Source organism: Bacillus thermotolerans (genome assembly GCF_000812025.2).
Classification (GTDB): Bacteria; Bacillota; Bacilli; order Bacillales; family Domibacillaceae; genus Quasibacillus; species Quasibacillus thermotolerans.
Map to the genome: position 1 here is coordinate 58436 of NZ_JWJE02000005.1, position 24790 is coordinate 83225.

The 24790-nt window shown below is 44.5% G+C and carries 22 protein-coding genes and 1 riboswitch; of the genes, 5 read left to right on the plus strand and 17 right to left on the minus strand.

What is annotated here, in order from left to right:
* The first annotated feature begins 79 nt into the window (after nt 1-79).
* A complete protein-coding gene (locus tag QY97_RS03735; RefSeq protein WP_039230308.1) occupies nt 80-1393 on the plus strand; it encodes an MFS transporter in 1314 nt (437 codons plus the stop codon).
* On the opposite strand, the gene QY97_RS03740 is transcribed toward QY97_RS03735, so the two are convergent.
* The 7 genes from QY97_RS03740 to QY97_RS03770 form a co-directional block, all read right to left on the minus strand.
* Nucleotides 1340-2020 (minus strand): uracil-DNA glycosylase, encoded by a 681-nt coding sequence (locus tag QY97_RS03740; protein ID WP_039230312.1) that lies wholly within the window; start codon nt 2018-2020, stop codon nt 1340-1342. The two genes, QY97_RS03735 and QY97_RS03740, sit on opposite strands and share 54 nt — an antisense overlap.
* Nucleotides 2021-2089: 69 nt before the next feature.
* Entirely contained in the window at nt 2090-2512 is a 423-nt protein-coding gene (locus QY97_RS03745) for a DUF4064 domain-containing protein (protein WP_039230315.1), read from the minus strand.
* A 147-nt stretch (nt 2513-2659) separates the two neighbouring features.
* Complete coding sequence (locus QY97_RS03750) at nt 2660-4642, minus strand: TRAP transporter permease (RefSeq protein ID WP_039230317.1); 1983 nt, start codon at nt 4640-4642, stop codon at nt 2660-2662.
* 21 nt (nt 4643-4663) lie between these two features.
* Entirely contained in the window at nt 4664-5680 is a 1017-nt protein-coding gene (locus QY97_RS03755) for a TAXI family TRAP transporter solute-binding subunit (RefSeq protein ID WP_039230320.1), read from the minus strand.
* Nucleotides 5681-5826: 146 nt separating this feature from the next.
* Entirely contained in the window at nt 5827-7203 is a 1377-nt protein-coding gene (locus tag QY97_RS03760; protein ID WP_039230324.1) for a sigma-54-dependent transcriptional regulator, read from the minus strand.
* Entirely contained in the window at nt 7200-9245 is a 2046-nt protein-coding gene (locus QY97_RS03765) for a transporter substrate-binding domain-containing protein (RefSeq protein WP_039230326.1), read from the minus strand. The genes QY97_RS03760 and QY97_RS03765 overlap by 4 nt, the downstream gene beginning before the upstream one ends.
* A 145-nt stretch (nt 9246-9390) precedes the next feature.
* On the minus strand, nt 9391-9930 hold the full coding sequence (locus tag QY97_RS03770) for a hypothetical protein (protein ID WP_039230327.1): 540 nt from the start codon (nt 9928-9930) through the stop codon (nt 9391-9393).
* Nucleotides 9931-10048: 118 nt separating this feature from the next.
* Between QY97_RS03770 and QY97_RS03775 the strand changes: the two genes are divergently transcribed.
* Complete coding sequence (locus tag QY97_RS03775) at nt 10049-10651, plus strand: TetR/AcrR family transcriptional regulator (RefSeq protein WP_039230328.1); 603 nt, start codon at nt 10049-10051, stop codon at nt 10649-10651.
* A gap of 54 nt (nt 10652-10705) precedes the next feature.
* Here QY97_RS03775 and QY97_RS19475 read toward each other — a convergent pair whose 3' ends face one another.
* From QY97_RS19475 to QY97_RS03795, 3 genes are all read right to left on the minus strand, one after another.
* Nucleotides 10706-11839 carry a TcaA second domain-containing protein gene (locus tag QY97_RS19475; RefSeq protein ID WP_052728917.1) on the minus strand — a complete coding sequence of 378 codons (1134 nt, stop codon included), beginning with the start codon at nt 11837-11839 and terminating at the stop codon, nt 10706-10708.
* Nucleotides 11840-11851: 12 nt separating this feature from the next.
* Nucleotides 11852-12904: a DUF5105 domain-containing protein gene (locus tag QY97_RS03790; protein WP_039230331.1), complete on the minus strand. Its 1053-nt coding sequence runs from the start codon at nt 12902-12904 to the stop codon at nt 11852-11854.
* 202 nt (nt 12905-13106) lie between these two features.
* A complete protein-coding gene (locus tag QY97_RS03795; RefSeq protein ID WP_039230333.1) occupies nt 13107-14141 on the minus strand; it encodes an STAS domain-containing protein in 1035 nt (344 codons plus the stop codon).
* A gap of 341 nt (nt 14142-14482) precedes the next feature.
* On the opposite strand from QY97_RS03795, the gene QY97_RS03800 reads away from it, so the two are divergent.
* Nucleotides 14483-15868, plus strand: coding sequence for a YjiH family protein (locus tag QY97_RS03800; RefSeq protein WP_083965769.1), 1386 nt, complete (start codon nt 14483-14485; stop codon nt 15866-15868).
* A gap of 60 nt (nt 15869-15928) precedes the next feature.
* Here the strand turns inward: QY97_RS03800 and QY97_RS03805 are convergent, their stop codons facing one another.
* Complete coding sequence (locus tag QY97_RS03805) at nt 15929-17770, minus strand: PAS domain-containing sensor histidine kinase (protein ID WP_083965771.1); 1842 nt, start codon at nt 17768-17770, stop codon at nt 15929-15931.
* Nucleotides 17771-18001: 231 nt separating this feature from the next.
* Nucleotides 18002-19180: an MFS transporter gene (locus QY97_RS03810; RefSeq protein WP_039230338.1), complete on the minus strand. Its 1179-nt coding sequence runs from the start codon at nt 19178-19180 to the stop codon at nt 18002-18004.
* A gap of 213 nt (nt 19181-19393) precedes the next feature.
* On the opposite strand from QY97_RS03810, the gene QY97_RS03815 reads away from it, so the two are divergent.
* Together QY97_RS03815 and QY97_RS03820 are read left to right on the plus strand one after the other, a co-directional pair.
* On the plus strand, nt 19394-19702 hold the full coding sequence (locus QY97_RS03815; RefSeq protein ID WP_039230499.1) for a PadR family transcriptional regulator: 309 nt from the start codon (nt 19394-19396) through the stop codon (nt 19700-19702).
* Between the two features lie 22 nt (nt 19703-19724).
* Nucleotides 19725-20918, plus strand: a complete 1194-nt coding sequence (locus QY97_RS03820) for a chromate transporter (RefSeq protein ID WP_046128446.1) — start codon at nt 19725-19727, stop codon at nt 20916-20918.
* 111 nt (nt 20919-21029) lie between these two features.
* Here QY97_RS03820 and QY97_RS03825 read toward each other — a convergent pair whose 3' ends face one another.
* From QY97_RS03825 to QY97_RS03845, 5 genes are all read right to left on the minus strand, one after another.
* Nucleotides 21030-21707: a hypothetical protein gene (locus QY97_RS03825; protein ID WP_039230341.1), complete on the minus strand. Its 678-nt coding sequence runs from the start codon at nt 21705-21707 to the stop codon at nt 21030-21032.
* A gap of 308 nt (nt 21708-22015) precedes the next feature.
* On the minus strand, nt 22016-23020 hold the full coding sequence (locus QY97_RS03830; RefSeq protein WP_039230345.1) for an ABC transporter substrate-binding protein: 1005 nt from the start codon (nt 23018-23020) through the stop codon (nt 22016-22018).
* Nucleotides 23021-23185: 165 nt separating this feature from the next.
* Nucleotides 23186-23830 (minus strand): SDR family oxidoreductase, encoded by a 645-nt coding sequence (locus QY97_RS03835; RefSeq protein ID WP_039230348.1) that lies wholly within the window; start codon nt 23828-23830, stop codon nt 23186-23188.
* 114 nt (nt 23831-23944) lie between these two features.
* Nucleotides 23945-24259: a DMT family transporter gene (locus tag QY97_RS03840; RefSeq protein ID WP_039230351.1), complete on the minus strand. Its 315-nt coding sequence runs from the start codon at nt 24257-24259 to the stop codon at nt 23945-23947.
* Nucleotides 24256-24594, minus strand: coding sequence for a DMT family transporter (locus tag QY97_RS03845; protein ID WP_039230354.1), 339 nt, complete (start codon nt 24592-24594; stop codon nt 24256-24258). Before QY97_RS03845 ends, QY97_RS03840 begins: the two co-directional genes overlap by 4 nt.
* A 63-nt stretch (nt 24595-24657) precedes the next feature.
* Nucleotides 24658-24755: riboswitch (guanidine-I (ykkC/yxkD leader) on the minus strand.
* Between the last annotated feature and the right edge of the window lie 35 nt (nt 24756-24790).

The window sequence follows — 24790 nt, forward strand, 5'->3', positions numbered from 1 at the left end:
AACTATTTTTTCATTCGACAGTATTCTTGGCGTTTCAGATGCTCTTTCCACTACAATAAAGGAAAGAGCTAAGGAAAGGATGAACATAATGGCACAAGCAGAAAGAAACGTTCCACAAACGAAACGCTCCATATGGGGGCTGTACTTCTCTCTTCCCGTTCTGTCCTGGGCGCTTTATGACTTTGCGAACACCATTTTTTCCTCTAACATCATCACGATCTTTTTTCCCTTCTATTTACAGGAAACCATCGGCGGCAATGAACAGCTCAACCAAATAGCCAGTACATTTATTTCCTATGCGAATGCGGCTGCCAGCTTGCTGCTCGTTTTGTTCTCTCCTCTGTTTGGAGTGCTGATTGACCGTACCGGAAGAAAGAAACGATACATTGTTCCCTTCACGCTCATTTGTGTGGCCGCTACCATTCTAATGGGCCTTCTTGCTTCCTCTAACCTTCAGCAAGAATGGTTTGGCCTGCCTGCTTCCCTGCTTTTGGTCATTTTATTATTTGTGATAGCAAAGTTCTTCTATCATTCCAGCTTAATCTTCTACGATACAATGCTCGCTGATTTGGGGACAAAAGAAGATATTCCTTTAATTTCCGGCTTCGGTGTGGCCGTCGGCTATATCGGCACACTCGCGGGTCTGTCCATCTATCCATTTATCGGAGACAGCGGCTTCCACCAGGCTTTTATTCCAACGGCTTTATTATTTTTAGTTTTCTCTCTGCCTTTAATGATTGTCGGGCGGGAGCATACTCCTTCGGTGCCATCAGAGAAAAAATCGTTTATAAGCGGTTACCGGGACATCCTGGCTACCTTCAAAGAAGCAAAACAGCATCGAACCGTCCTTCTTTTTATGATTGTCTATTTCTTCTTAAATGATGCCATCGCTACCGCTATTGCCATGATGGCCGTATATGCCAGTGCGATTGTAGGCTTTTCTGCAGGACAGTTTATCTTGCTTTACCTCGCCTCAACCGTGGCAAGCATTATCGGTTCATTTATCTTTGGGTATGTGACAAAGTCAATCGGTGCCCAAAAAGCTGTTCACCTGGTTGGAGTGATTCTTCTCATCGCCTTATCTATTGGCACCTTCGCTGTTAATGAAGCGATGTTCTGGGTCGCTGGAAGTTTGTTCGGCGTCTCACTCGGAGCGGTATGGGTCACTTCGAGAACCTTCATTATTCAGGTGACGCCAGAAGAAAAAAGAGGACAGTTCTTTGGTTTATTTGCTTTTTCAGGAAAAGTTTCCGCCATTGTCGGACCATTTATATACGGTACCATTACTCTTCTCCTCGCCGATTACGGAAATATAGCAAGCCGAACAGCGCTCGGCTCCTTAATGGTGCTCGTGCTGATCGGCCTGCTTGTCCATCGGCGCATTCGATTGTAAGTAGTCTTTCAGTTTATCCATATCCTCATGAATCAGTTCCAGCAGCCGGCGGTTGTAGAAGATAGCAGCCGGATGGAAAGTCGGAAAGATCGTATACTCTCTTTCTGTCCATTCATATTCACTGTCTTCCAAGCTCTTCAACCGCCTGACTGGCTGCTTCAGGAACTGGCCATGTACATCTGTTACTTTTATATCCGGCCCACACAGCCGCTTTAGACCAATATTGCCGAGCGCAACGATCACCGGTGCTTCCACATGCTCGATCTCATAATCCAATAACGGTGCATGGGCAAGAATCTCTCTTGAGGTAGGCGCCCGGTTATACTTTCTTTTCACCAGCTCCCCTGCCCTTGTCCGCTTTTCTCCCCATTTGTAGGGACGGCTTCGAACTGCACTTGTAATATAGACATCCTCTCTCGTTACTCCCGCTCGCGCTAAGAACTTCATTAATTCCTCTCCTGCCCGGCCGCTGAAGGGGATGCCGTTATGAATCTCTGTCTCGCCAGGTGCTTCTCCGACAAGCATGAGTTTAGGCCTTTGAGGACCTTGCCCGTAAACAAAGCCTTCTACCGGATAAGGATCGATTCTCTTCTTACCAATATCGGCCAGCCACTCTGGTATCTGCATAACTCTCTCTCCTTTCGATCCGTTTAAAAAACAGGCTGCCGCTTGGGACAGCCTGCCTGCTCCATTAGCTTACGCAGCAACCCTCTCTTTTCTTGCAAAGCATAAAATACCAGCTATCAAAAACAGCAAAGCCGGCAGCCAGCCGCTCAAAATGGTGCCTAGGCCAATAATAAGGGCGCTGGCGATCAGCAGTCCGCCAGCCAGCTTAGGCTTACGATTACCGCGCAAGGCAAAAGCCGCAATTAAGCTTAAAATAGTGCTTATCACTACTACAGCTATCACCCACCAGCCGACACCACTGATCACATCCACCATCATTGCTAAATCAACCCCTGCACTCGCCAGCTGAGGATCATTTCTAAGCTGTGCCTCCAGCTCACTTCTCATAGCCGGGTCTTTAAAAAGGTTAACTAACAGAACCGTGCCAGCGATGAATAAGAGGTTTAGAATAATGCCAATAATCGTTAAGATCATTTCCGCTGTCCGTTTCATTCTTCATCCTCCCTTACTTGTAGTTACTATATACCCTAGCATATGTAACTTACTCGACAAAAAGTAAGGCTCTGCAGCTAAAAGTAACCCTCCCATACAGCGTCATATATAAGAAAAAGACAAGGCATAACGCCCTGTCTTTACATGCTATACCGCTTTTTTATTTGATACGCCTTGCCGGATCTTCGCCCGTGAAACCAGCTGCTGAATCAGTACTAGACTTAAGATGCTCAGACCAATAATATCACTCCACATGCCCGGTACAATTAATGTAATGGAACCAGCCAAGCATATCGCAGCAAGATAAATTGGTATATCTGTTAAGAAGTATCTTTCCAGGGCTGCGCTAAGCCCTACAATACCGATGACCGCCGTAGCAGCCACCCACACTACTTCTAAAGGGTTAGAGACATCCTGCATTAAAAGAACTGGCGAGAACACAAAGATGTACGGAATGATAAAGCCGGATAACGCGAGTCTTAGCGCTTCAAATCCCGTCTTGTTCGGATCAGCTCCGGCAATTCCAGCACCCGCAAAAGCAGCTAAAGCAACCGGAGGAGTAACATTAGCCAAAATACCGAAGTAGAAGACAAACATATGAGTAACGAATGGCGCTACACCTAACTCAAGCAGAGCCGGCGCTGCCATTGTTGCTGTAATAATATATGTTGGAATAGATGGCAGACCCATTCCCATAACAATACAAGCAACCATGGTGAAAATCAGTGTTAAAAACATGTCTCCTTGTCCAAGTACAAGAATGGACTGCGTTAGCTTTGGACCAAGTCCTGTTAATGTACTGACCCCTACGATTAAACCGACCATTGCACAGGACATGGCCACGCCAAGAGCCGCACGGACACCGTCTTCCATGGCTCCAAGAATTTCTTTAACACCCATTCTCGTTTCCTTATTGAACCAGCTAACAACGACTGATAATACGATCGCATAGAAAGCAGCGAATAATGGTGTTTTCCCAGCAATCAATAGTCCAATTAGAACAACAATCGGGATCAATAGATGACCGCCACGTTTAAGCACTTGCCATAAATTCGGCAATTCTTCCTTAGACATTCCGCTTAAGCCGTGCTTCTTTGCCTGGAAATGAACGATACAAATAATCCCTAAATAGTACAAAACAGCGGGCAAAATTGCTGCAAGCGCGATCTGGTTGTATGGCATACCGAGTGTCTCTGCCATGATGAAAGCCGTAGCCCCCATAACCGGCGGGATGATCTGACCGCCGACAGAAGCTGTGGCTTCGACTGCACCTGCAAACGCTGGCCTGTAGCCGACCTTTTTCATTAACGGAATCGTGAAGGCCCCGGTTGTCACAACATTGGCTAATGCACTCCCATTAATGGAACCCAGCAAGCCGCTCGATACAACAGCTACTTTAGCTGGACCACCAGATGTATGGCCGGCTACGCTAAGCGAAATATCTGTAAAGAACTGGCCCATTCCTGATTTGTTTAAGAAAGAACCAAACAGAATAAAGAGAATAATGTAAGAAGCTGACACGGAGATAGCAATACCGTAAATACCTTCTGTTGATAGGTACATATAAGTGACGATATCCTCCAGCTCTTTACCGGAGTGCCTGAACAAGTCAGGGAAATACTGCCCAAAGAAAGCGTATACAAGGAAGAGCACAGCTAAAATAGTCAATGCATTTCCGACTACTCTCCGTCCCCCTTCAATAACAACTGCGATGGTAATTAATCCAAAAACAATATCGAGAGTACTCGGCATGTAGATTGACATTCTTTCTGCAATGCCTGCGTAATCTATGATCATATAAGCGCCTGTGGCAAGGGCAGCAATCATCCATAATATATCTACCACCGTCACCTTGCTTTGGCCTGTTTTCTTTTTATAGAAAGCCGGGTATAAGATAAATACCAGGGCAGCAATGACGGCTGTATGCAAGGAACGATGCCGGAGCGCATCCAGCGGCCCCATGAAGGCTGTATATAAGTGGTAGCCGGCTAGAGCAACACTTAAAATAAATATCGCCCAGCGCCAAAATCCTTTGTCAAATTTACGAAATCTGGATTCATTGTCGTATTTCTGTAAAAGCTCTTCTTGTTCAACAGTTGTTTCTGGAGTTTCTTTCACTGCTTGAGACATGTTATACTCCCTCCCTATTCGTTATTGTGATGGTGTTTCCTGCAAGACGCCTTGCTCTTTAAAATATTTCTCTGCACCTGGATGAAGCGGCAGCGGCAGCTTAGAGACTGCATTTTCGAGTGTAATTTGCTTTGCTGAGCTATGGGCATTTCTTAAGTCATCCAAGTTCTCAAACAATGCTTTTGTCATTTCATATACATGCTCCTCAGGCACACCTTCATGAGTAATTAACAGGTTATTAACTTTGACTGTATCCCGCTCCTCTGCAACTCCTTCGTACGTACCAGCCGGAATCACTCCAACATCAAAGGCAGGGTATTTCTTCTGAAGCTTTTCAGTCAGCTCTTTCGGCACAGGAATAATTTCCACCTCATCCGTCGCTGCCAGTTCCATAATTCCTGAGTTCGGGTAGCCGGAAGATAAAAACGCAGCATCGGTTGTTCCGTTTTTGATGCCTTCAATTCCTTCTGAGAAGGACAAGAAATCTGCATTAATATCGTCGTAAGTTAAGCCGGCACCTTCCAAGACTCGTTTCGCCATAATTTCGGTACCGCTTCCAAGAGCGCCAACCGCAATATCTTTTCCTTTTAAATCCTCTAATCTTTCAATACCAAGATCTTTAGGCGCAACGATTTGCAAGTAGTTTGGATAAAGAGAAGCCACTGCCCGCACATTAGAAAGCGCTCCCACTTTTGCGAAGTTTCCTTCACCGTTGTAAGCATCCGTTACCGTGTCAGCCATTGCGAACCCCAGCTCGGCTTTTTCCTGGTAAAGCTTTGATGTATTTTCTGCCGATGCGCCCGTTGTTTGCGCACTTGTCTGGGCACCAAGCTCTTCTCCATATACTTTTGCTAAAGCATTGCCCACCTGGAAGTAGATACCTGATGTGCCTCCAGTCAGAATAGTGACTGTTTGGCCAGAAAGAGGGCCTGAAGCAGCTGCTTCTCCTTCTGCCTGTCCATTTTCAGCAGAATTTCCACAAGCCGCAATAATAAGTGATAAGCTTAAAATAAGGACAAATGTAATGCGTTTCTTCACTTTTCCCACCTCTTTTTCTTTTTGCTAAACATAATGCAAGATTCGTACCATTTATAAAATTCAGTAAAATTAACTAGCATATTATTAAAAACGGCAAAAAATGCCGCTTAGGGCGGCAAAATCTTCCCAAGCGGCATTTTTTTCTCCTATTTATTCGACTCTCTGTAAAGCTGAAGTTTATTCCGCAGGCTGCGTTCACTGATTCCTAATAATTGCGCCGTCTCTTTTCTGCTATCGTTACATTGCTTTAATACTTCCTCAATAATTAACCGTTCTGCCTCTTTCATTGTCGCACCAAAAGGTATTTTAATATAATCACTTGAGTGATGATCCAGCTCCTTTTTAGAGGCCTTGTCAGACCGAACAACAAGCGGCAGATCCTCTTCATCTATGTTCTCCCTTCTCGTCATGGCGACCGTGTACTCTAATATATTGCTTAACTCCCGTATATTTCCCGGGTAATCATAGGCAAGCAGCCTTTCCCAAGCTTGTTCGGATAAAACGGGCATAGGACGCTGCATGTCTTCAGCATACTTTTTCAAGAAATAAGGAATCAGTGTTCGCAGATCCTCTTTTCTCTCTCGTAAAAGCGGAAGCTCAATAGGAATCACATTCAAACGGAAAAACAAATCTTCTCGGAAGGCTCTTTCCTTGACCATTTGCTGCAGATCTTTGTTTGTCGCACTGATAATTCGGACATCCACTTTTTTGATCTCCGTGGAACCGAGAGGCATATATTCCTTTTCCTGAAGCACCCTCAGCATTTTCGCCTGTAAAGCGGATGGCATATCACCAATCTCATCAAGAAACAATGTTCCGCCCGCAGCAGCAGCCAGCTTTCCCTCCCGGCTGCTGACAGCGCCTGTGAACGCTCCTTTTGCATAGCCAAACAGTTCACTTTCAAGCAGTGCTTCCGGGATAGCTGCACAGTTCACTGAAATGAAAGGTTTATCTTTCCGCTTTCCTTGCCTGTGTAAAGCGCGGGCTACAAGCTCCTTTCCTGTTCCGCTTTCCCCATAGATGAGTACGCTGGAGTCAATGTCTTTTACCTGCTCAATAATAGAGAAGACCTTCTTCATAGCTGGACTTTCTCCGATCATTTGATCGTAACCTTTTATTCTATCAATGGTTTCATTTAACTCTCGAATCTTGCTATGTAATGCCTGGTGCTCTAGCGCTTTCTCAATTAATAAATGCAATTCATCAATATCAAGCGGCTTGGTAATGTAATGGTACGCTCCTCGCTTCATTGCTTCAACAGATGACTCAATCGTTCCATAGGCAGTCATCATAATCACTGAAATAGACGGATACTCACGTTTTACTTCTTCTAGCACGTCTAATCCATCCACTTCACCAAGGCGCCAATCTAATATTAATAGATGGATCGGCTGCTGCTTCAATATTTCTCTTGCCTCTTCCACTCTCGTTACCGATTGCACATCATATGTATTCTCCAAGGCAAAGCGCAAGGATGAACCAATTGCTGGCTCATCATCTAGAATAAGTACCGAAGGCTTCATTCGTTTTCCTCCTCCCATTTAGCAGGCAATGCAATCGTGAAGGTCGTTCCTTTTCCTTTCATCGATTCAATCTGCATATCTCCATCATTTTCTTTAATCCACTGATAGCAAAGTGTCAACCCTAACCCAACACCATGCGGCTTGGTCGTATAAAAAGGTTCGAAGATATGAGAGATATCTTCCTTGTCCATCCCCATTCCGCTGTCTGTTACGTGAACGAAAGTGATGTCATCTTTCCTCTCAGTTGAAATGGTCAGCTTCTTTTCCTCTGCTTCTTCCATAGCATCCAGTGCATTTAATAGCAGGTTGAGCAGCACCTGCTTAAGCTGATCCGGGTCACAAACGATCGGATCGTCTTGCTCAATGTCCAGCGACAGGCGAACCTGCTGTTTCTTCATTGTCGGTTCGATGATAGCTACAACCGATTGAATAAAGCGGCCAGCTCCAAGCATTTTCTTTTTTGGGAACTTAGGTCGAGCATAGTCAAGCAGCGATTCCACAATCTTATTCATTCGCCTCAATGCTTCCGGTACATGTTTAATCAGTTCCTCACGAAAACGAACATCCTCGTATTTATATGGCAGCAGATCAATAAAAGTCTTCATCGATGTCAGGGGGTTGCGGATTTCGTGAGCAACGCCTGCTACGAGCTGCCCGAGCGCCCTCATTTTTTCTTGAGTGGCAAGCTTCTTCTCCAGCATCTTTGCCTCAGAACGGTCAGCAAGCGTGATTAAAAAGCCGCTTTTCTCTTCTTCACCTTCCTGCAAAGGAATCGCTCGATATAGAATATAACGAGTCTCTTCATTCACTTCGATCTCTATTTCCTCTGAAAGAATGGCCGGCTGTTGGTTGCTTTCTACATGCTCTGTGTATTCCCTTACGATCTTGGCAATCAGGGGCGTCCCGAGAATATCAGCCGGCTCTAGCAGTTCGTCCCGGCCAAACCCTAGCAGCTCTTTTGCCCGCTCGTTCAGGCTCGTTACCTGCAGTTCTTTGTTAAAGGTTAAGATTCCATAATACAGATGATGGATGATTTGCGTTTTAAAAGCATCAGCCTGCGATAGTGCTTTCTGCTGCTGCTCGAGCTTCACATTAGCCTCCGCCAAGGCAGAGGTCCGCTTAGCCACTTCCTTCTTTAAACGCTTATTCCACAAGTAGATCACAATCAGTATAATGGCAGCACACCCTATTACAATGGACAGGAAAATAATCCAATTGCGCATCTCCCTCAGCTGGCTGTCCGGATGCAGGCCAAACCACTGTGTATACAGCCTTTGATAGTCACCGTTTGTTTGCATATCAGCTAACGACTCGTTTACGAGCTGCAGCAGATCTCTTTCTCCTTGGCGCACAGCAACTGCAAAGTCTGAAGGAACACTTATATGCTCAAGAATACGGTAGTTCTCCCGCTCCCCGGATTGATCTAAATAAAACTCAGCCGTCCGTTTATTCGTCAGCCAAGCATCGGCTCTGTCCATCAGCAAAAATTGAAAGCTGTCTTTAGCATTTAAAGCTAACTGAAACTCCACTCTTCTGACATTCAAGAGAAGTTCAAAAGAAACAGGATCCTCCTGCATAACAATTGTTTTCCCTCTTAAACCGGCTAAGCTGTTAATCTCATTGGCAGCCTCTGATGGAATGACCATCACATCCGTGGTAGTGAAGTAAGACTCCGAGAAACGGAAACGTTCGCTCCGTTCAACTGAGTACTTCATTCCTATAACGGCATCAACTGTTCCTTCTTCAAGAGCACGCTCTGCTTCATATAGATTCATGGGGTGAAAGGCCACTTCTATCTGCTGAGCCTCCGCGATTCGGCGAAACAGCTCGACGCTAAAGCCGGTTAGCTCTCCTGCCTCATTTATATAAGAAAAGGGCGGAAGGTGCTCGTCGACAGCCACTTGATATACTTTCTCCGCCATCGGCTTTTTGGCCTCATCGGATAAGTTGTCTGCCTCTTCAGCCAAAGCAGCATACGGCCAGGAAAAAGCAGCCCATAGCAAGGATAAAACGATAAATATTGACTTAAACAAGACAGACATTGGGGGTGATAGCTCCTTTTAAGAATATTGATACTATTGTAACACAATAAATAACTTGAAAAATCAGGACTTATAACCGGGTTTCCTGCAAATAAAAAAGCCCGGCTGTCAAGAAAGCCGGGCTGCCTATATTCTTTATCGTCAGTTAAGCATTTTTCTTTTTAGGCCATACAAAATAGCTAACAGAGATAGCTAAATCAATCACTAATACAAGAGACCATACTCTAACGACACCGCTTAATGCCTCTGTTCTTGTTGCGTCATTAATAAGGAAGATCATGATTGATAGTATGGAAAGCCCGATGAGGTAAGCCATTAGATGCCGGCTCCAGCCCGCCAGCTGATGTTTGGCGTAGCCTATTCCATGCTTTTTAGCAGGCTTCTCTCCTTGCTTCATGACATAGTATAAAAACTTCTCATCCGCCCATTGAATCATGCTTTTCCCGAAAGCAATAGACACCCCGATATAGACAGCAGCCAGGGCATGAGCCATGGTTGCAGCAGCTCCTCCTGCTAAATCTATTCCCGCCATGATGAGCAGAGCTAAGTCAACAACCGGTGTTAAAGCCAGAAACAACAGACCAAGCTTTTTTCGCTTGAAGATATACCGTGTCGCTAAGCCCGCTGCGATAAAAATCCAGAAAGCAACCTCGCAGGCAACAATCATCCAGGCAACAGCATTCATTTAGACACCCCTTATTTAGTACAACTGTATTATTTAAAACTATATTAGCACCCTCGGTTTTATAATACAACTGTATTATAAAATTGCTTCCCCCTTTTTTTACTGATAAAATAACAATATGCCTAAACTAGTTGATCATGAAAAAAGAAAGAAACAAATCGCTGAAGCGACCTGGCGGGTCATTTTGGATAGAGGAATGGAAGGTGCCACAGTCAGAAACATTGCTAAGGAAGCAGGCTTGTCTCTAGGGGCTCTGCGTCACTATTTCTCAACACAAGAAGAATTGCTTATATATGCAATGGACCTCGTAAAAAACCAAGCGGAGCAAAGAATCTACCGAGTAATTGATAGGAAGCTTCCTCCGAAGGAAATGGCCTTAAATATGTTATTAGAGCTCCTGCCAACTACTGAAGAAACAAGAGCAGAAATGGAGGTTTGGTTCTCTTTTGTTGCCTATGCCCGTCACAAAAGAGCGGGTGTTCACCCTTATGAGGATGGATTATTCGACGGAATCACCCGAATGGTACACTCTCTCAACAAAGCTGGTTATTTAAGAGACGGTATAGATTTAGACGCAGAAGCAGAACGGCTGTACGCCCTTATCGACGGACTGGCTCTCCATGCCTTGCTGGCCCCTGATCGCTTGAATCAGACCCGGCTCTCGGAAATAGTAGGGAACCACCTTGATAGTATCTGGCAAGAAACGCCTCAGAAAGACTAAATACTGAATAAGAGCAAAAAAGCACGAGGATAGTTTCCCGTGCTTTTCTTTGTTTTACAACTTAACTCCTTCCGCACCTTCCCGCTGCCATTTCAAAACAGGGGGATTCTCAACCTTTAGCTCTTTTTTATTCTCCCAGTAGGTTTCTTCTGATCCGACCGGCTCTCTTTCCTGCATGCCGTCGATCAGCCACTTTTTCTCCTCTTTATCATAAAAAAGAGAATACGTGACGAGAGAGCGGATAGAATGATCCTCAAATCCTTGAAGATCTCGATACTTCAGCTTATTGTCAAAGGCCACAAGAGCAGTAGCATCCGCTGACCACTTTCCATCGAAATAATGGACACCTAAATCGTCCAAATTAATAACGGCCCCTGTATATTGAACATGTATTTCGTCCAAATAATCCTGCAATAACGTAAAGCTCTCTTGCAAGAAAGCTGTTTCCTCACGGATCTCGTTTGTTACATTGGTCAACTTGCTTTTGTCGTATCCAGATGTTTGATAAACAGCGAGGTCCCGGTTTAGCGTATCCAGCGCTGTTATAACAGCCTGCTGCACACCCTTATCTGCACTGGCTAAAGCGCTGCTGTTAATGACAACACTAACCTCCGGACTTCCCCACACTTCTTTTTTCTCTTCTGCTTTAAATGTGCCTAGCTCATTATTTACAGTGACATTTAATGTATATGTACCCGGAAGAACAGGTCCGTACTGCTCATTCTCCAGCTGTTTGATCGGGCGTTTTGATTCGCCAGCCGTAAGACTAATAGTATCTGTTTCATTCTGTCCTGTAAGTTTAATCACAGCTGTCTTGGCTTTTAGTTTGTAGTCGGGAAACACGCCCCACTTTTTCCCTTCCTCTGTTAAGCTAATTTGCTGAGCACTTGCCGCATAATCATTCTCTTCTACTTGCTGCTCAAGACCTTCTACAATCGCCTCATAACTGCTTGCATTTTCCTTTAAGTAGGAAATCATTGCCTGAATGGATGAGCGGCTGAGCTCTGCCTGTTTATCATCTGGTACAATCAGCTCTTGCAGCATAGATAGATCATCCTTTTGGACCGCTTCCTTAAAGGTGTCAACGACTTTCTCTGGAGAGGCCGCCTGCTTCAAGCCAAAAAACAAGCCGCCAAAGGCCAGGATCAATACAGCAGCTGATAAAATAAAGATACGTCTTTTATTCATGATCCCCCTCCTCTAATAAGCTTTGCCTTCTGCAAATGCTTGGATAAGGGTATCGCTGTTATAATCAGAAGTATCCACCGTCCACTTTCCGTCCTTTTTGATCATATGAATGTTCGCTCCGTTGCTGCTGTTGGCTACTCCCAATAATTGAACGATTGTATCAAATTTAGATAAAGCGTATTGCTGCTCTTTCTCCGTGTCATATCCGCCTGTATTTTCTCTGTACTCTCTTTGATAATTATAAAGCTCCTCATACAAGTTATCTAAAGAGACTGTTGAATAGTCCAGTTTCACAACTGCTTTGTCCCCAGCTTTCTCAACGGTTTTTGCCTTAGCTTCTGCCTTTTCCCGCAGAGCGCTTTGGTAACTGTTATAGTATGTCACTGCTTCCTCGCTTGCGATGTCCTTTGTTATTGAAAGCCCCAGCTGTTTCTTGAATTCATCCTTTGCTTTTTGCTGCACAGCTTCCTTATCTGCCGTTACCAGCTTTTCATAGTCAGCATTCTCTTTACCTAAGTAAATCACATCAATATATGCTGTCAAAGCTTTTGCAGGTTCTTCTAATTGCTGGTAGCTCTCCTCATATTCCGTGGTATCCAATGTAAGCAAAATTTCATCTGCCTCTTCTCCCGGCTCGGATAAACGAGGGGTCAAGCCAATTTCGTAAGTTTTTCCTTTCTCGACATTAAAATACACGGGGATTGTTTTAGCCTTGCCGGCACCAATAGCACCGCTCCCTTCATGCTCTAAGTCAATGCCTCGACCATAAAGGCCTTGCTCTGGACTTAACTGCTCATCGCCGTCATACAAATACACGCCATCGTATGAAGAGATATGGATCGTAGAATCCGAATTGTTCTTCACCTTTACGTCCACCGCCAGCAGTCCACGTTCCTCCCCTTGTGATTCACCGTCTTCTCCGGCCAATATGTATTCCGCCTGCTCGATAGCCGCTTCAGCTATCTTGCTTTTGCCTGTACTGCCGCTTGCTTCTTGAGAACCCCCACAAGCGGCTAAGGAAAATAACACCAATAGAGCAAGCGTTAGCACGCCTAGTTTCTTCATCTTTCTGTTCCTCCTCACTCACACTTCCTCTTTTTTTCACTCAATTTAGCATACCATTCAATTTATAGTATATTTTCCCTGATTTTCCTTAACTCGTTGTAGGGATTTTGTCCTTCATTAGCCTAAAAGACATGCACTTCACATAAAAAAACAGCCGGCAAGAAACGGGGATGCGTTCTTGCCGGCTGTTAATACCGTTCACTTATACAATTTGTCTTCCTTGTTGAGCTAATGCAAATAGGATGCCGTGATGCAAGCTCCGGAAGCAATTAAATGTCGACAGATTGGAATCAGAAGAAGCAATCGCCATCCCCATTTCAGGAGAAATACCTACGAGAATGGTTTCTGTTCCAATCAAGGAAGCACCGGTACCTAGCTTATCAATAAACTCAATAGTTAACTCGCTTACATCTCTATCAAGGCCAGTCAAGTCTAACACGAGGTACTGGGCTTTATGCTTCGGAAGATTCGTTAACGTTTTCTCAATTAATTCCTTTGAACGGGCCTCATCATACTTGCCAAGCAGAGGCACAACCACAATGTCTTCTAAAACGGGAATAATTGGAGAAGAAATCTCCTTAACCAAGTCATTAAGCTCTTTTGTTCTTTCTTCCACTACAGCTTCCAGCTTTTCAATCTCTTCAGCTTCTTTCTGTCTAGCCAGCCTATGGATGTTCTGCTCCATGGATTGCTCAGTAGGGAAAAATTCAAATTCGGAGGTATCATCTCCTGTTAACTCACTTTTGATAATGCGATAAGCCATGTTTGTATTAAATAAACTGCTTAAAAGCCCTGCGAAATGGCCTGGAATAAAGCGACCAGGTTCTGTTTTCCCCTGTTCTACATTAATTCTATATTCCCAGCTGTTTTTGATTTGAATATTAGCCTGCTTCTCGTCTTCGCAAACGCGGTTGATGACAATATTCCCCCAGCCAGCCGAAGCATACATAGGGCGAATCATGGCTAGAGCTTGCTCAGTCGCTATGTTATCCTTCTTGAAGTACTCGCCAACGACATGCCCTTGACGAAAACCGGTGGCTTCCAGAACAACTCCGGCCGCCTCTTCTCCGGATACTTCCTCGATCGTATCAAGAAATGTTTTCATGGCGGTTGATACCCAGAAGAGAATGGAGTCCCCCCCAGCATAATTAAAGAGCCCTTTGTTCATCTCCCAGTCAAACTGAACTCCGTCGACATTGATCATATAATTCTTCACGTCACTTTTCTCTGCTGCCATGCTTGTAGTCTCCTTTCCCGCTGCTGTATGTAAAAACAAGTCGATCCTTTTATATTTATACTTCCGTATCTATATAATATTAATCACGGTTAGTAATGATATCCAATTGACAGATGCCTTTCTATACTCTTTATCTTACTTTTTTTCAATCGGCTAAATCAACCTAAAAGCAAAATTGTTTGCCCTGCATCTTCTATTATGACATACTTTTAGCATTTTTCGACCAGCTTTCTGCTTCTTACTGAGCATTCGATAAGAAAAATCGAAAAAACTTCAAATAAATATACACTTTTACGAATAAATATACTATAATAATCTCAAAGCAAAAGGAGGCTTATTGTATGAAGACATCATTAGACTTGACGGCAAAGTCAACGAACGCTTCGACTGCCGATCATATAAATTATTGGAAATTTATTATCCCATCCTTTATTGGTGCACTTTTATTTCTTGTTCCGGTTAAATACGACGGAGCCATTACGATCGGTGTAGGAATTATGGCTTCCTTCGTCCAATCAGCTGTCGGGGATTACCTGCCTGGCTTCATTGTACTTATGCTAGGGGTATCTGCCGGTTTATCTGCTATTACTTTACTGCTGAAACCTAGATTCATTATGGAAAACCGCATGCTGCATACACTTTTTCACGTTGGTCCTGTTGGGCTTGCCATGAGAGCTGCCGGTTTTCTGATTGGTTTATTGACAATCCTTGAAGCCGGACCTGAATTTATCTGGTCCCGTGCCACCGGGGGAGTCGTCCTTTATGACCTGGCTCCTGTATTGATGACATGGTTTCTATTTGCAGGTCTCTTACTGCCACTTTTAGTGGAGTTTGGCCTAATGGAGTTCATCGGCGCCCTAGTGCAAAAGTTCATGCGGCCATTATTCACCTTGCCTGGACGTTCATCCATTGATTGCCTGGCATCGTGGATGGGTGCTGGAACGGTCGGCGTGCTCGTTACAACGAAGCAATACGATCAAGGTTATTACACTAAGAGAGAAGCAGCTGTCATCTCTACTACATTTTCTATTGCATCTGTCGCTTTCAGCCTTGTTGTCGCCAATATTGTTGGTATCGGCCATCTGTTCGTTCCTTTCTATTTAACTGTAGCCGCCGCTTGTGTAATCGCTGCACTCATTATGCCGAGAATCCCTCCGCTTTCTAGAAAGCCTGACACGTATTATGAGCCAGTTGGGCAGCAAATCGATGAATCGATCCCTGAAGGAGTATCTAATCTCAAATGGGGCTGGCAGCAGGCATTGGAAACGGCAAACAAAGCGAAGAGTCCAAAAAAGCTGTTCTTAAACGGGCTGGAAACTGTATTGGATATTTGGTTCGGATTAATTCCGCTCGTTATGAGCTTAGGTGCAGCCGCACTGATTATTGCAGAGTTTACACCAGTTTTCCAAATCATCTCAGCTCCTTTAGTTCCAGTACTGGAATGGATGCAGCTGCCTGAAGCAGGAGCAGCCGCTCAAACTATGCTTATCGGCTTCGCTGACATGTTCCTGCCGCCAGTTGTGGGCGGAGGCATCGAGAGCGAGCTTACCCGTTTTGTCGTTGCCGGTATTTCTTTGACACAGCTCATTTACATGTCCGAAATTGGAATTCTTATTTTACGTTCGAATATTCCCTTAAACTTCTTTGAGCTTTTTGTCATTTTTATTGAAAGAACAATTATTACATTGCCGGTGATCGTCGTTATCGCTCATCTGTTTATCTTCTAACAAAAAAGAGAGACCGCTCAGGCTGGCTTCATGAAGCCAGCCTGAGCGGTCTCTTATTTATTATATTTCTTTACCTGAAGCAGCCAGCTTCTGCGGCTCATGGACTGGTAAAATAATATCTACAGTAGTTCCCTCGTTCACTTTACTTGTTATATGGATCTTTCCTTGATGTTCTTCAATAATCTTATAGCACATCATCAATCCAAGTCCGGTGCCTTTTTCCTTCAGACTATAAAATGGTTCGCCAAGATAAGGAAGACGCTCTTTTGGGATTCCCTCTCCTGTATCAGTCACACGGAGGAAGATCTGCTCCTCATTCACCTTCACTGTTTGAACGGTTATCTTTCCACCATGAGGCATAGACTCAATAGCATTTTTCAGCACGTTAATAAAGACCTGCTTCATTTGATTTACTTCACACTTAATAGGCGGAAGCTTTTCTTGTTCATCGATGACGACTTCTATATCATTCATGATGGCCTCGGGCAAGATAATAGTCAGTACGTTGCTCAGCAGCTTATGCATATCATGCCATTCATAGGAGACGGCTTGGGGCTTAGCCGCAGCCATAAATTGATTCGTGATCGATTCAATTCTATCAATTTCTGATAGCATCACATCAAAGTACCAGCCATTCCCCTGCTTATCGTCTTTTTGAAGAAGAGTCAAAAACCCCTTCAATGCTGTGAGAGGGTTTCTGATTTCATGAGCAATCCCTGCTGACAGCTGACCGACAACAGCCAGTTTCTCTGACTTTCTTAGCAGCTTTTCCGTACGCTTCCGCTCGGTAATGTCACGGCCAATGACTAGCAATGCTTTTTTGCTTCCATCCGGATAGAAAATCGGCACCTTAATCACGTCGAAGGTGACAGTTTGGCCGTTCTTCTGAATAAGTGTTTCCTCTAAGTGTGTCATTCTCTCATTCGCCCATGCCATCTGATCTGTTTTTTCGCAATTTAATAAAAATTCACGATAAAAGTCATCTGCTACCTTACATAGCTCACGGTCCGTTTTGCCTTTATAATCCGCTCCCTGGATGTTAAGGAAAGAAAGAATGCAAGGGTTGGCTTCAATCCACTTGCCTTCGCCATCCTTGAAAATGACAATGTCCGGCATAGCATTAATCAATGTGCGGAGCCTTCTCTCGCTTTCCTTTAGTGCCTGTTCGATTTGGATGCGATTAGAAATGTCCCTAATAGTAGAGACGTAGGCAGTCACCTGTCCAGCTTCATTAAAAATAGGAGTAATAAATGTGCTGACATGCACTAGCTCTCCATCCTTACGCTTTCTTACAGTTTCAACCGTCACTACGTGTCTGTCATGAATAACCTTCTGCACGACACTTTCCTTTTCGTCCATTAAATAATCAGGTATAAAGGGAGCCTCTTTTCCAATTAGTTCTTGTTCCTTCCAGCCAAATACCTTTTCAAACATCTCATTTACTTTAAGAACCCTGTGCTCCGTATCAAAGACAATAATCGAATCCACAGAGTTGTTAAGGAACAGATCCAGCTGCTGCCTGGTTACCTGCAGATCCTCTTTCAGCCTCTTGTCTTCAGTAATGTCTTTGACAATTTTGTAGATGCCAACAATCTCTCCATCCACCACAATTGGAAAGCTTCGTACCTTAGTATCTATACGTCGTCCGCTTTTGTGGATCATGGCCAGCTCATAATGTTGCCGCTTCCCTTTTAATACTTCGTTCACCTTTCTTTCCCGCTTCTCCATATGCTCAGGCAAAAGAATAGCATTTAAAGTAAGCTGCTTAAGCTCTTCTACCGTATATCCAACCATCTGTTCAAAAGCCGGGTTAGCATCCAAAAGGTTTCCGTCTATATCACACGAATAAATACCGTCCGGGTTATGTACAAAGAGAGATGTATGAAATGCTTCTCCCCCCATTAGCTGCTTCACCTCTTAATTTGTTGTCTTTATTGAAATTGAAACCCTCTATCCCACATACCTTTACAAAGAAACTGAATCACTTTGCTTTTGTAAACTATATCCATCTAATTATATATTAAATTAGACCTATTTACAGGCCTTTTTTGTAATTTTCAGCTATTGTTCATTAAATGGGAAAGCCTCTTCCTCTATGCGACCCTAATGGAAGCTTGAGAAAGAGACATTCATTCATCCGTTCAGCTTTTTCTTGATATCGCGGGTATATTTTCTTGGCTGTATAGCACCGCCTAATATGATAATTCCCGTTACATAAAAGACGCCGCCCAAGCCGGTAACACTGGAAACCGCTCCTAAAAACGCAGGAGCTGCCAGCTGTGTCAGCTTATTAAACGACAGCCTTAACGCCAGTCCTTCCGCTACACGCTGAGCAGGTAAAGCAGCAATCGTAGTAGAAATCGACAACGGTTGGCCAATTCCTAAGCAAAAGCCTAGGATAAAAGAAAGGATGCCTAGCCATATCACATGATCAACGAGAGGGTGGAAGAGAAGAATGACGCTAGAAAGCAGAATTGAACCTGTAATCAATGCCTCCGTTCTCGCTGCCTTCGATAAATACGGCAGCACTAAGCGAATAAGCACACCCGCTCCTGCATTCAAGGAAACGAGAAAGCCGATCGCTGCTGTTGATAATCCTTTCTCTGCGGCCAACAGAGGAAAGAACGCCGTATAAGCATCCTTTGCCCACAACACCGCTATACTCACTAATACGGCGCGCCGAAGAGCAGGAAGACGCAACAGTTCTGACGCTCTGCTTCTCTTCTTCTGTCCTTTCAATTCTTCCTGATTTGGTGCCGTCTTCTTCGGGAACAGAAGGCAGAACGGGACAGACAGAAGCAGGATGACTGATGCTGTCAGAAATGCATAAGGGAAATCGGCAGTATCTGAAATTACACCTCCAATAATGGGACCAATGAAGCTGCCCGAAGACGTGCCGATGCTAAATAGCGCGACATAGTAATTGCGAAGCTTAGCTTTTGAAAATTGCCCTGCGTATGCCTGCATCGAAATAGCAAAAATTAGCTGAGCCAGCCCGGCAATCACTTGAGAAAGATAGACCCCTGTTAAGGAAGCCATAATATATGGAACAAACAGGGAAAGACTGCCGAGACACATGCTGATAGCTAATGGCCCTCTTGTCCCTTTCCGATCAATTGTCCTTCCAAGCGGGATCGACAGCAGAAGCGGAAAAAAAGAAAATAGTGAAACAATCAAACCAATCTCCATACTGCCTGCACCCAAACTGTCCGCGTATAAAGGAATAAGCGGTCTTGTGCCGGCTACTCCAAGCATAAACAAGCAGGCACATAAAAATATCAGCCACCGGTCATGCTTTCGTTTTCGTTTCATGTAGTCTTCATCTCTTTTTCTTCAGTAAATTAATCCTTCGTTACCCTCTGTTACTTCATCGTAACAAGCTCTCAGAGGAATGTACACATCAAGAGAAGAATTGTAAAGCTTATGTAAATTTACATGCTAAGGGTAGACTCGCCAAGAGAAAGATGTTATCTTAATTACGAAAATCGATATCGTGTTTCGTAAACAGGAAAGGAAATGATGAGCTTGGAAGACAAAGTATTGAGAAAATTGTTCCTTGGCTTTATTCATATTCATATTCTTCACCACGCACAAGAGCATCCTATTTTCGGCGCTTGGATGGTCGAAGAATTAAGAGAACACGGGTATCAGATAAGCCCTGGTACACTTTATCCGATTCTGCACACGATGGAGCGCGATGGCCTGCTTGTTCGCCAGGACCGAACCGTAGATGGGAAGGTAAGAAAATATTATTCCACAACAGAAAAAGGATTGCACGTCTTGAACGAAGCACGTCAGAAAGCCTATGAACTATTTAAAGAGATTAAGGAGTAGCAAAAAGGAGTGATGAAATAAAATGAAACAAATAGAGCAGCAAGGGAGGAGCAGGTGGCTGGATATCCTTCTCATCTCTACCCGGCTTGGGCTGACCTCTTTTGGCGGACCCGTCGCCCATTTAGGGTACTTTCATGAAGAATACGTTCGTAAACAAAAATGGTTATCTGAAAAGGACTACGCAGATCTAGTTGCCTTGTGTCAGTTTCTTCCTGGTCCCGCGAGCAGCCAGGTCGGTATTGGTGTCGGTGTCATCCGAGGCGGCTTGCTTGGAGGAATCCTTGCATTTCTCGGCTTCACCCTTCCATCTGTCATTGCACTTATTCTTTTTGCCCTTGTTTTGCAAAGTATAGATGTCGCAGATGCCGGATGGATTCACGGCTTAAAACTAGTAGCCGTAGCTGTCGTCGCCCACGCCGTCATGGGAATGGCCCAGAAACTGGCACCTGACCTGCAGAGAAAAGCTATTGTGCTGTTCTCATTAGCCATCGTCCTTCTTTGGCAAGGCGTATTCACGCAAGTCAGCGTGATCATCCTGGCAGGTCTTGTTGGCTACCTTCTTTACAATGAACAGAAAGGTTCAGACGACGTGCCGCTGTCCTTCCCTATCTCCCGAAAATTCGGTGCTATTTGCTTAACCTTGTTCTTTGCATTGCTTGTTATACTTCCTATCATTAGAGAAGCTGTCTCCTACAACTGGCTTGCTATGTTTGACAGCTTTTACCGTGCCGGCGCTTTAGTATTCGGCGGTGGACATGTTGTGCTCCCATTACTTGAGCAGGAATTCGTGCCAGGGGGCTGGCTGAATGAGGAGCAATTTCTGGCAGGATACGGAGCAGCCCAGGCAGTGCCTGGCCCGCTGTTCACCTTTGCGGCTTATATCGGCGCCGTAATTAGCGGATGGCAGGGTGGTTTACTGGCTACGTTCGCTATTTTTCTTCCGGCTTTTCTTCTCATTTTGGGCACCTTGCCGTTTTGGAACAGCATTCGCCGCAACCCACATATCCAAGGAGCCTTAATGGGTGTCAATGCCGCTGTTGTCGGTATCCTGCTAGCCGCTCTTTATCACCCAATTTGGACCAGCTCTGTGTTCTCTGCTGCTGATTTTGTCTTGGTAGCTATCCTTTTCAGCATGCTGACCTACTGGAAGCTTCCTCCATGGGTGATTGTAGTCACGGGAGCTGTTGGTGGAACGATTCTTTCTTTCTTTTCCTGAACTGAGGAGACATCCATCCTCTCCGCCCGCTTTCTTCTTATTATATTACAAGCAAATCTCCCATGAGGTAACGGCCTCATGGGAGATTTGCTTGTAATGATCCATTTATCTTTATACACTTTTCAAGAAGCCGCTCAGTAAATATCCAAAACTTTCAACGGAGAACTTCGAGCCGCCTAATTTTGCATATTGCTCTTTCACAAAATTCATGAGCTTCGGAGAAAGCTTTTTCGAAGCAATAAGAGGATAGTATAACCTGTACCCTTCCTTTAAATGCTCCCAGCGTTCGTCATTTCCAGGCTCCATATACTCAGAAACGTCAATCAGCTTGATGGCGTCCCCCTGCAGAATAATGTTCTTCAAGTGTATGTCTCTCGGATTTAACCCTCGCGAACGAGCTTCCTCAATGGCCTTGTCCACCTGTTCAATGGCTTCTGGCGAAATATAAATCCCCTTAAGCAGACAGTCGTATAAGTTTATTCCCGATTCAAAACTAATAACAATAAATCCTTTTCCCGAACCATAGAAGACAGGGTAGTAAGGGGAGCCGGCTAACCTCTTATATGCCTGCTCCTCATTTCTCTGCTTTTGCTCCAACCCTTCAGCATATACTTTGAAAGCATATCGCGTATCCGCTGAATGAACAAATACAGCTGCATCCGTACCAATTCCTACACATCGAAGCTCAGAAGGGATGAGTCCCAGCTTTACTTCTTGGTTTCCGGCTTCTGCTTTCACTTCCAGTGACTGAATGAGCGGTACAGCATCCTTCCAATGAAATTCTTTCACTTAACCCCACTCTCTCTTATTACAGGCACTATGCAGGAATGAATTCTATTCTCCATGAATGGAGCCTGCTTCATTTTCTTTTTTATCTTCTTTCTTATGAGCATTATATCCATCGTATGATTGACTTCGTACAATAATTGGCTTGATTATAACGAATCATTCCCAAGTTATCTAACTGTACGAATGGATGAAAGAAAAGTTTAAAGAAAATATGAACACTTTATGAAATTATTCATGAAATATATTCCATGTATGGAACATTGTAAAAGAAGGAGAAAAAACCCCCGCTTCAGCAGGGGTTAATGAAATTATTCAACGAATGTAATTTTCTTCTGTTGTTCTTCTGTAAATTGCACACCGAGCAATTCAGCGGTCTGTTTGTTTACCATCAATTCCAGGTTCTCAGGAATACCTACTGAAATTTCACTCGGGGCTTTCCCTTTCAGAACCTCAACAGCCATTTCGCCTGTAGAATAGCCAAGGTCATGATAGTTGAGTCCATAAGAAGCGAACCCGCCTCTTTCCACTGAATCCCCTTCGCCCACGAAGGCCGGAATTTTTTGCTCGTTTGCTACTGTTAAGACGGACTCAAGGGCAGAAACAACTGTATTATCTTTCGGTACGTAAAGTACATCCATCCGTCCGACTAGTGATTCCGTTGCCTGCTTCACCTCAGAACTTGAAGAAACAGTTGCTTCGACTGATGTTAAGCCGTTTTCCTCTATCGCTTTCTTTGCACTCTCTACATTCACCACAGCATTTTCTTCACCTGAATTATAGACAATGCCAACAGTTTTTGCTTCTGGAAAGAACTCTTTAATAGACGCAATGGTGTTTTTGATGGCATCTGGGTGTGTATCTGATGTGCCCGTTACATTACCACCTGGATTTTCCATACTTTCTACTAGACCTGCTTTCACCGGATCGGTGATCGCAGTAAATAAAACCGGAATATCCTGAGTCGTTTGTGTGATCGCCTGAACACTTGATGTTGCAATGCCTAGAATTAAATCGTTATCGTCATTTACCAGCTTCTGGGCGATTGTCATGTTATTGTTTACATCGCCTTGAGCATTTTGGTAATCAATCGCTAAGTTTTCCCCTTCCTTATACCCCGCGTCTTCTAAAGCAGCGACAAACCCTTCTCTAGCTTGGTCTAAAGACGGGTGCTCAACCAGCTGAGATATACCTATGTTCACTTGCTCACCCGCTTGTCCGCCTTGAGCTTCGCCGCCGCTTTCTCCATCTGTCCCACTGCAAGCTGCCAGGAGCAGCAAAAGCCCCGCCAGCATTATTGATATCCAACTTTTCATAAAGTCCTCCCCCTCAATCCCTTTGTTTTTTAAAATTTTTCAAAAAAATTTATTTATTCAGATATTACCACCTTATAGAGACCCGCACAATCACCAATTCATCATTTGCACAAAAAAGAAGCCAGAAGCGGACTTGTCAGCTCCCAGCCATGCATATTTTTATTATTAAAGTGTTTTAAGTGCTTCCTTAATGGGTGTATCTCCTGATACAAGATCAAACGCTCGATTAAATGTATTTTCTTCATCGAGAGCTGCGACAACTGTACGAGCTACATCCTCACGGGGAATAGCCGAGCGTTCCAAGTTTTCGCCAATGGTAACTTTTCCCGTACCCTCTTCATTCCGCAGCCCGCCTGGACGAACGATCGTGTAGGTCAAGCCGCTCGCTTCCACTTCCTTATCGGCATAATGCTTCGCTACATAATAAGGACGAATCGCTTCATTCCAGTTTTCCCTTCGATGAGCCTGCAGGGCACTTACAATAATAAAGCGGTCAATTCCTGCTTTTTTCGCTGCTTCCACTGTTTTAACTGCGCCGTCCAGGTCAATAAGAAGCGTTTTATCCGGCCCGGTGTGGCCGCCAGATCCCGCTGTGAAGATCACCGCGTCACATCCTGAAGCGGCTGCGGCAATCTCATCCACCGTTCCCTCAAGGTCCGCGATCTTTGTTTCCACGCCATCCTGTTCAAATACTTCTGCTTGCTCCTGCTTTCTAACCATCGCTCGTACTTCGTGTGTGTCACTTTCTTTTAGAAGCTGGACAATCGTTTTCCCAATTTGCCCGTTCGCACCAACAACGAATACTTTCATCTTTGCCCGACCCCTTTCTTACATTCTTTGCCTCTTCTATTGTTTCAAAAGAGGGGACGGTTTTCAATTGTAGTGCTCAGCGTAAGACGGTTCGACTAAGAAAAGCCTCTCTCTTCAAGACACCAGCTTCAGCCCGATAGTCGCTCCGAGAACAAGTGCAATAAAGAAAATTCGTTTCCAGCTTTTTGATTCGCCGTATAGTGCCATGCCTAGAATTGCTCCTCCTGAGGCACCGATGCCAGTCCAAACTGCATAGGCTGTTCCCATCGGCAATTCCTCCATAGCTAAAGCAAGAAAGAGAAAGCTCGCGCCAAAGCTCGCCAGCAACAACAGTAACGACTGCCAATTTTTCTTTTCGTGAAGACGGCTGATCATAGCTACTCCTGTCATTTCAAACAAACCCGCCAGTACAAGATATACCCAGCTCATGATGAACGCTCCCCTTCCGCCTCATCAGTAACGAGCTTTAATCCCGCTACACCGACCAGCAGGATGGCAATTAGGATCAGCTTCTCCACTTTTACCGGTTCACCGAAGAGAAGAATATCTGACAACACTGTACCAGCCGTCCCCAGTCCCACGAATACGGCATATACTGTGCCGACCGGCAATTTATTTCCAGCCATAATTAACAAATAAAAACTGATAAAGATTGCTGCGGCTGTTCCTGCCCATTCTAAAGCATGATCCGCATGCTTTAAACCGATGACCCAGCCTACTTCGAAGAAAGCAGCAACCAGCACTTTCAGCCACTCCTTTGTCATACTGTTCCCTCCTTCATTGATTCCACTAAAAAGCCCGGAAGATTACACAATTAAATTGTTGTAATCTCCCGGGCTTTTATCCCTCCGTGTCACAGCTTACCGCTGTGTGCTTTCTCTCGGTCCAGGCCGGCCATTGCCGCGGAACCCTAGAAAGCTAAGGTTATTTATAAATGGATGACACTACTTTATCAACATT